Annotated in this window: 10 protein-coding genes; 6 read left to right on the top strand and 4 right to left on the bottom strand. The window is 70.5% G+C overall.

What is annotated here, in order from left to right; all coding sequences use genetic code 11:
* The first annotated feature begins 14 nt into the window (after positions 1-14).
* Complete coding sequence (locus ABD151_RS06790) at positions 15-143, top strand: SDR family oxidoreductase (RefSeq protein WP_343992625.1); 129 nt, start codon at positions 15-17, stop codon at positions 141-143.
* Here the strand turns inward: ABD151_RS06790 and ABD151_RS06785 are convergent.
* A complete protein-coding gene (locus ABD151_RS06785) occupies positions 140-931 on the bottom strand; it encodes an SURF1 family cytochrome oxidase biogenesis protein (RefSeq protein ID WP_343992620.1) in 792 nt (263 codons plus the stop codon). The two genes, ABD151_RS06790 and ABD151_RS06785, sit on opposite strands and share 4 nt — an antisense overlap.
* Positions 932-1,000: 69 nt before the next feature.
* On the opposite strand from ABD151_RS06785, the gene moaA reads away from it, so the two are divergent.
* A complete protein-coding gene (gene moaA, locus ABD151_RS06780; protein WP_343992618.1) occupies positions 1,001-1,993 on the top strand; it encodes a GTP 3',8-cyclase MoaA in 993 nt (330 codons plus the stop codon).
* A gap of 7 nt (positions 1,994-2,000) precedes the next feature.
* On the opposite strand, the gene ABD151_RS06775 is transcribed toward moaA, so the two are convergent.
* Both ABD151_RS06775 and ABD151_RS06770 read right to left on the bottom strand, forming a co-directional pair.
* Positions 2,001-2,186 carry an acetone carboxylase gene (locus ABD151_RS06775; protein WP_343992616.1) on the bottom strand — a complete coding sequence of 62 codons (186 nt, stop codon included), beginning with the start codon at positions 2,184-2,186 and terminating at the stop codon, positions 2,001-2,003.
* Positions 2,183-2,491, bottom strand: coding sequence for a DUF3099 domain-containing protein (locus tag ABD151_RS06770; RefSeq protein WP_343992614.1), 309 nt, complete (start codon positions 2,489-2,491; stop codon positions 2,183-2,185). Before ABD151_RS06770 ends, ABD151_RS06775 begins: the two co-directional genes overlap by 4 nt.
* Positions 2,492-2,545: 54 nt before the next feature.
* Here ABD151_RS06770 and ABD151_RS06765 point away from each other — a divergent pair, with 54 nt between their 5' ends.
* The 4 genes from ABD151_RS06765 to ABD151_RS06750 all read left to right on the top strand — a co-directional run bounded on the left by ABD151_RS06765 (position 2,546) and on the right by ABD151_RS06750 (position 4,898).
* Positions 2,546-2,758 carry a dodecin gene (locus ABD151_RS06765; RefSeq protein ID WP_343992612.1) on the top strand — a complete coding sequence of 71 codons (213 nt, stop codon included), beginning with the start codon at positions 2,546-2,548 and terminating at the stop codon, positions 2,756-2,758.
* A gap of 79 nt (positions 2,759-2,837) precedes the next feature.
* Positions 2,838-3,542, top strand: coding sequence for a 3-oxoacyl-[acyl-carrier-protein] reductase (fabG, locus tag ABD151_RS06760; protein ID WP_343992610.1), 705 nt, complete (start codon positions 2,838-2,840; stop codon positions 3,540-3,542).
* A 32-nt stretch (positions 3,543-3,574) separates the two neighbouring features.
* On the top strand, positions 3,575-4,345 hold the full coding sequence (fabI, locus tag ABD151_RS06755) for an enoyl-ACP reductase FabI (protein WP_343992608.1): 771 nt from the start codon (positions 3,575-3,577) through the stop codon (positions 4,343-4,345).
* Positions 4,346-4,382: 37 nt separating this feature from the next.
* Entirely contained in the window at positions 4,383-4,898 is a 516-nt protein-coding gene (locus tag ABD151_RS06750) for a SixA phosphatase family protein (protein ID WP_343992606.1), read from the top strand.
* Between the two features lie 13 nt (positions 4,899-4,911).
* On the opposite strand, the gene serB is transcribed toward ABD151_RS06750, so the two are convergent.
* Entirely contained in the window at positions 4,912-6,132 is a 1,221-nt protein-coding gene (gene serB, locus ABD151_RS06745) for a phosphoserine phosphatase SerB (RefSeq protein ID WP_343992604.1), read from the bottom strand.
* Positions 6,133-6,134: the final 2 nt, after the last annotated feature.

Here is a 6,134-nt window from a genome sequence, read left to right as displayed (position 1 = left end):
CTGCCGAGGCCACGATCCCGCTGGGCCGCTACGGCGCCCCGGAGGAGTTCGGTCGCGTCGCCGCGTTCCTGATGTCGCCGGCCGCCTCGTTCGTCAGCGGCGCGATGGTGCCGGTCGACGGCGGGATGCTGCAGGCCCTCTAAGCGGGCTGCTCGTCGTTCGACGGGTCGGCGGCCGGTCCTTGGGCCGGAGCCGGCTGGGCCTTGCGGCCGCCGCGCCACTCGTCGACCGCCATCCAGACGAAGCCCAGCAGGGCAAGGAATCCGAAGAACCACCACTGCAGACCGTAGAAGAAGTGCGGTCCGTTGTCGGTCTCCGGCAGGGAGGCGAGCTTGAGCTCGCTGCCGGTGTCCGGGTCCTCGGAGGCCAGGTCCACGAAGCCCCGGTAGGTGGGGTCGCCGGTGACCTCGGCGATCTCGGTGCTGCTGATCGAGCGAGTCGAGTGGTCGCGGACCTTGGCGGAGTCGTCGGAGGCGTCCTTGCGCACCCAGCCGACCACGGTGACCTCGCCGGACGGCGGCGAGGGGAGGTCCTCGGGGCGGGCGCCGCGGTTCTCTGTCGCCATCCAGCCCCGGTCGACGATCAGCGACGTGCCCTCGTCGGTGATCAGCGGCACCACCACGTCGACGCCGGCCATGCCGTCGCGGGTGCGGTAGCGCACCACCACGGTGTTCTCGGTGTCGTAGGTCCCGGTCGCGGTGATCCGGCGCCACTCGTCCTTCTTGGCGACGCCGTCGTCGACGGAGAGGACATCGGCGACGGGCGCCGGCTCGGCCTCCTCGTTGCGCTCGACGATCGCGTTCTTCTCCTTGCGGTCCTCCAAGCGGTGGAACTGCCATTCGCCCAGCCACCAGGCACCCCAGGCAAGGGCGATGACCGCGACCAGGAACAGGATCCAGCGGCGGGAGAGCAAGAACGACAGCGAACGCACCCGTTGAGGCTATCCGTGCTGGTGAAACCGTGTGAAAGGGGCCTCGGCCCGCGCCCTACACTGGGCAGCATGGCGGCGTTGAGAGATGGTCACGGGCGGGTCGCCACCGACCTCCGGGTGTCGTTGACGGACCGGTGCAACCTGCGCTGCTCCTACTGCATGCCGGCCGAGGGCCTGGACTGGCTGCCCGACGCCACGCTGCTGACCGACGACGAGCTGGTCCGGTTGATCGACATCGCGACCCGGATGCTGGGCGTCACCGAGGTCCGCTTCACCGGCGGCGAGCCCTTGGTGCGCAAGGGATTGGTCGGGATCGTCGAGCGGGTGGCGGGCCTGGAGCAGGCTCCGGAGATGTCGTTGACCACCAACGGCATCGGGCTCTCCCGCCTCGCCGCGCCGTTGGCGGCGGCCGGCCTCGACCGGGTCAACGTCAGCCTGGACACGATCCGGGCGGACACCTTCGAGCAGATCACCCGCCGCCGGCGCCTGGACGACGTCCTCGCGGGGCTCGCCGCCGCGCAGCAGGCAGGCCTCGGCCCGGTCAAGGTCAATGCGGTGCTGCTGCGCGGTGTCAACGACGACCAGGCGCCGGAGCTGGTGGACTGGGCGCTGGCGCACGGCTACCAGCTGCGCTTCATCGAGCAGATGCCACTGGACGCCCAACACGGCTGGAGTCGTGAGCAGATGGTGACGGCGGACGAGATCTTCCACGCGCTCTCCGCCCGGTTCCGGCTGAGCCCGGCCAGTGAGCCGCGGGGTAGCGCTCCCGCCGAGCTCTTCACCGTGGACGGCGGCCCCGGCACCGTCGGCGTGATCGCGTCGGTCACGCGTCCCTTCTGCGGGGACTGCGACCGGGTCCGGCTCACTGCCGACGGCCAGGTGCGCGACTGCCTCTTCGCCCGGACCGAGTCCGACCTGCTGACGCCGCTGCGTGCGGGCGCCAGTGACGACGAGCTGGCCGAGCGGTGGATCCGGGCGATGCGCGGCAAGGCGGCCGGGCACGGGATCGATGACCCGCGGTTCCTGCAGCCCGATCGGCCGATGTCGGCGATCGGCGGATAGCCCGCACTCAGGCGGGCTGGGTCTCCTTGAGGAAGCCGCGCGCGCTGAGGAACGAGCCGAGGGAGTCGCGATGGTCGGCACAGGCCAGCCAGATCTTGCGCCGGTCCGGCGTGTGCAGCTTGGGGTTGTTCCACAGCAGCTGCCAAGCGGCCGGCTGGGTGCAGCCCTTGGCCGAGCAGATCATCTCGCTCATGTGTCCTTCTTCGGCAGCTCGCGGCCCATGGCGCTGTGCGGGGTCAGCTCGGTCTCCTCGTTGCGGCGCATCGGCACGGCGTTGGCCATCACCACCGCCACGTAGGGCAGGAAGATCGCACCGGTGAAGAGCACCCAGCGGATGATCCCGGGGCCGACCGCCACCGCGCCGAGGAAGCAGGCTGCCCGGATCGCCATCGAGATGATGTAGCGGCGCTGGCGCGCGGAGACGTCCTCGCCACGACCCGGCACCGCTGTGGTGATGCGGATCGCCTCGGAATCCTTGCGCGAGGCCCTTGACGCCATAAGGAGATCCTACGTCTTAGGGTGAGGGCACACGACTTCAGGAGGCAATCAGCCATGAGCAACCGCACCTACCGCGTCACCGAGATCGTCGGCACCTCGCCCGAGGGCATCGACCAGGCCGTCCGCAACGGCATCGAGCGCGCCGCCCAGACCCTCCGCCACGTCGACTGGTTCGAGATCACCCAGGTCCGTGGCCAGGTCAAGGACGGCGCCGTGGAGCACTTCCAGGTGGGCATCAAGGTGGGCTTCCGCCTCGAGGACGAGTGAGATAGAGCACGTCGCCGCACGGCCGATGCCGGGCCTGTCGACTGGGTGTACCCGGGGGTAATCACTACCGTCGGGTTTCGTGAGCAGATCTGTACTCATCACCGGCGGCAACCGCGGCATCGGCCGTGCGCTTGCCGAGGCATTCCTCGCCCAGGGCGACAAGGTCGCCGTCACCACCCGCAACGGCGGGGCTCCTGAGGGCGCCCTCGACATCCGCTGCGACATCACCGACGGCGCTGCCGTGGACGCGGCCTTCGCCGAGATCGAGCAGGCCCACGGGCCCGTCGAGATCCTGGTCGCCAATGCCGGCATCACCCGCGACACCCTCGTGCTGCGGATGTCGGACGACGACTGGGACGACGTGATCGCCACGAACCTGACCGGCTCGTTCCGGGTCGCACGTCGTGCGGCCAAGGGCATGCTGCGCCTGCGTCGCGGCCGGATCATCTTCATCTCCTCCGTCGTCGGCCTGCTCGGCTCGCCGGGCCAGGTCAACTACGCGGCCTCCAAGAGCGGCCTGGTCGGCATGGCCCGCTCGCTCGCGCGTGAGCTGGGCTCGCGCTCGATCACCGCCAACGTGGTGGCCCCGGGCTTCATCGAGACGGACATGACCGACGTCCTGCCCGAGGAGCAGAAGAAGGCCTACCAGACGCAGATCCCGCTGGGCCGCTTCGGCGCGGTCGAGGACATCGCCAGCGCGGTGACCTGGCTGGCCAGCGACGGTGCCGGCTTCGTCACCGGCGCGGTCATCCCGGTCGACGGCGGCATGGGCATGGGGCACTGAGCCCCTCACAACGAGCTTGAGGACGAAGACACATGGGCATTCTTGAAGGCAAGCGGATCCTGGTCGCCGGGGTCACCATGGACAGCTCGATCGGCTTCGCCACCGCGAAGGTGGCACAGGAGCAGGGCGCCACGGTGCTCATCTCCAACTTCGGTCGCGCGCTGAACATCACCAAGCGGATCGCCAAGCGGCTCCCCGTCGAGCCGCCGGTGCTGGAGCTCGACGTCACCGACCCCGAGCACCTGGAGCGGCTGCCGGAGCTGGTCCGCGAGCATGTCGACGGCCTCGACGGCGTCGTGCACTCGATCGCCTACGGCAACCCGGAGACGCTGCTCGGCGGCAACTTCCTGAAGGGCCCGTGGGACGACGTCGCGCAGGCCGTGCAGGTCTCCGCGTACTCGTTGAAGTCGCTCGCCACTGCGGCCAAGCCGCTGATGAGCGAGGGCAGCTCGGTGGTCGGCCTGACCTTCGACGCCACCGTCGCCTGGCCGGCCTACGACTGGATGGGCGTGGCCAAGGCCGCGCTGGAGTCGACCTCGCGCTACCTGGCGCGCGACCTGGGCCCCGAGGGGATCCGGGTCAACCTGGTCTCCGCGGGTCCGCTGCGCACCCTGGCCGCCAAGGCGATCCCCGGCTTCGAGGACCTCGAGAACATGTGGAGCACCCGTGCTCCGCTGGGCTGGGACAACACCGACCAGGAGCCGACCGCGCGTGCGGTCGTCGCCCTGCTCTCGGACTTCTTCGGCGCGACCACCGGTGAGATCGTGCACGTCGACGGCGGCTTCCACGCGATGGGTGCCTGAGCCCCCGCATCTGGGGCACGGATGACACACTGAGCTGGTGGAGACGCAGCGGCGCACCCTGGTCCTGGTCCGGCACGCCAAGGCGGAGGACTACGGCCCGTCCGATCACGCGCGGGCGCTGACCGACCGGGGACGCCGCGACGCAGCAGACGTCGGCCGACGCCTGGGAGCGGCACAGATCGTGCCCTCCCAGGCGTTGGTGTCGGACGCCCTGCGCACCCAGCAGACCTACCAGGAGATCGCCTCGGCCGCGGTGCTCGACGCCGCCCTGGTCAGCTCTGCCGCGCTCTATGCCGCCGGTCCGGACACCGCGCTCGATCTGATCCGCGAGACCGACGACGCGGTCGCCACGCTGCTGGTGGTCGGGCACAACCCGACGATGGCCTACCTGGCCCAGGCACTCGACGACGGCGAGGGCAACCTGGAGGCTTCGACGGCGATGGTGGCCGGCTTCCCGACCTCGGCCTGCGCGGTCTTCACCGTGACCGGCTCCTGGATCGACCTGCGGGCGGCGACGACGTCGCTGGTCGACTTCTGGGTGGGCCGGGGCTGAGCCCGGCCCGCCCTCACACCGGCGGTGCCGGCGTGACGATCCCGGCTGCCGCGTCGGCCGCCTCGATCTCCTCGCGGGTGATCCCGAGCAGATACATGATCGCGTCCAGGTAGGGCACGTTGACGGCGGTGTCCGCCGCGGCCTGGACCACCGGCTTCGCGTTGTAGGCGATGCCGAGGCCTGCCGCGTTGAGCATGTCGAGGTCGTTGGCGCCGTCGCCGATGGCGATCACCGCGGACTCCGGGACGCCGACGTCGACGGCGAAGCGGCGCAGCGCGGAGGCCTTGCCGGCCCGGTCCACGACGTCACCGACGATCTCGCCGGTGAGGACGCCGTCCTTCACCTCGAGCTCGTTGGCGTGCGAGTAGTGGATGCCGAGGTCGGCCGCGATCCGGTCGGTGATCTGGCTGAAGCCCCCGGAGACCAGCGCGAACCGGTAGCCGAGACGACGCAGCGTGCGGACCAGGGTGCGGGCGCCGGGGTTGAGCTGGATCGACTCGTAGACCGCGTCGATCGCCGCCTCCGGCACGCCCTTGAGCAGGGCGACCCGGCTGCGCAGCGACTCCTCGAAGTCGAGCTCGCCGCGCATCGCCTGCTCGGTGACGGCGGCCACCTCGGCCTCGCAGCCGGCGTGCGCGGCCAGCATCTCGATCACCTCGCCCTGGACGAGGGTGGAGTCGACGTCCATCACGATCAGTCGCTGGCTGTGCCGGATCAGGCTGGCGGGCTGGACCGCGACGTCCACACCGAGCTTCGTCGCCTCCTCGACCAGCGAGGTGCGCAGCCGGTCGGTGGCGATGCCCGAGACGTGGAACTCGATCGCGGTCACCGGGTAGCGCGCCATCCGCACGATCCGGTCGATGTTGGCGCCGGCGTCGGCGATCCGGCCGGTGATCGCGGAGACGGCGGAGGCCTTGAGCGGGCTGCCGATCACGGTGACGTGGCAGCGTCCCTCGCGGCGCGCCTTGTTGTCACCGGTGCCGCGCTCGATCTCGACCTGCATGCCGAGCTCCTCGGCGGCTGCCGCCACCTCGTCGCGCAGCTTCTTCCAGTCACGCGGGGCCGTGACCAGGACACCGAGGACCAGCCGCCGCCGCAACACGATCTGCTCGAGGTCGAGGACCTCGACGCCGGCGTGGGAAAGGGTGCGGAAGATCGTCGACGTGACGCCGGGCCGGTCCTTGCCGGTCAGCGTGATCAACAGCGTCTTGGGTGCCTCTGCCTGCTCGCTCATCT

It is taken from the genome of Nocardioides dubius, assembly GCF_039528155.1.
Lineage (GTDB): Bacteria > Actinomycetota > Actinomycetes > Propionibacteriales > Nocardioidaceae > Nocardioides > Nocardioides dubius.
The sequence above is the reverse complement of the archived record's forward strand: the minus strand, read 5'-3'. Positions and strand labels throughout refer to the sequence as shown.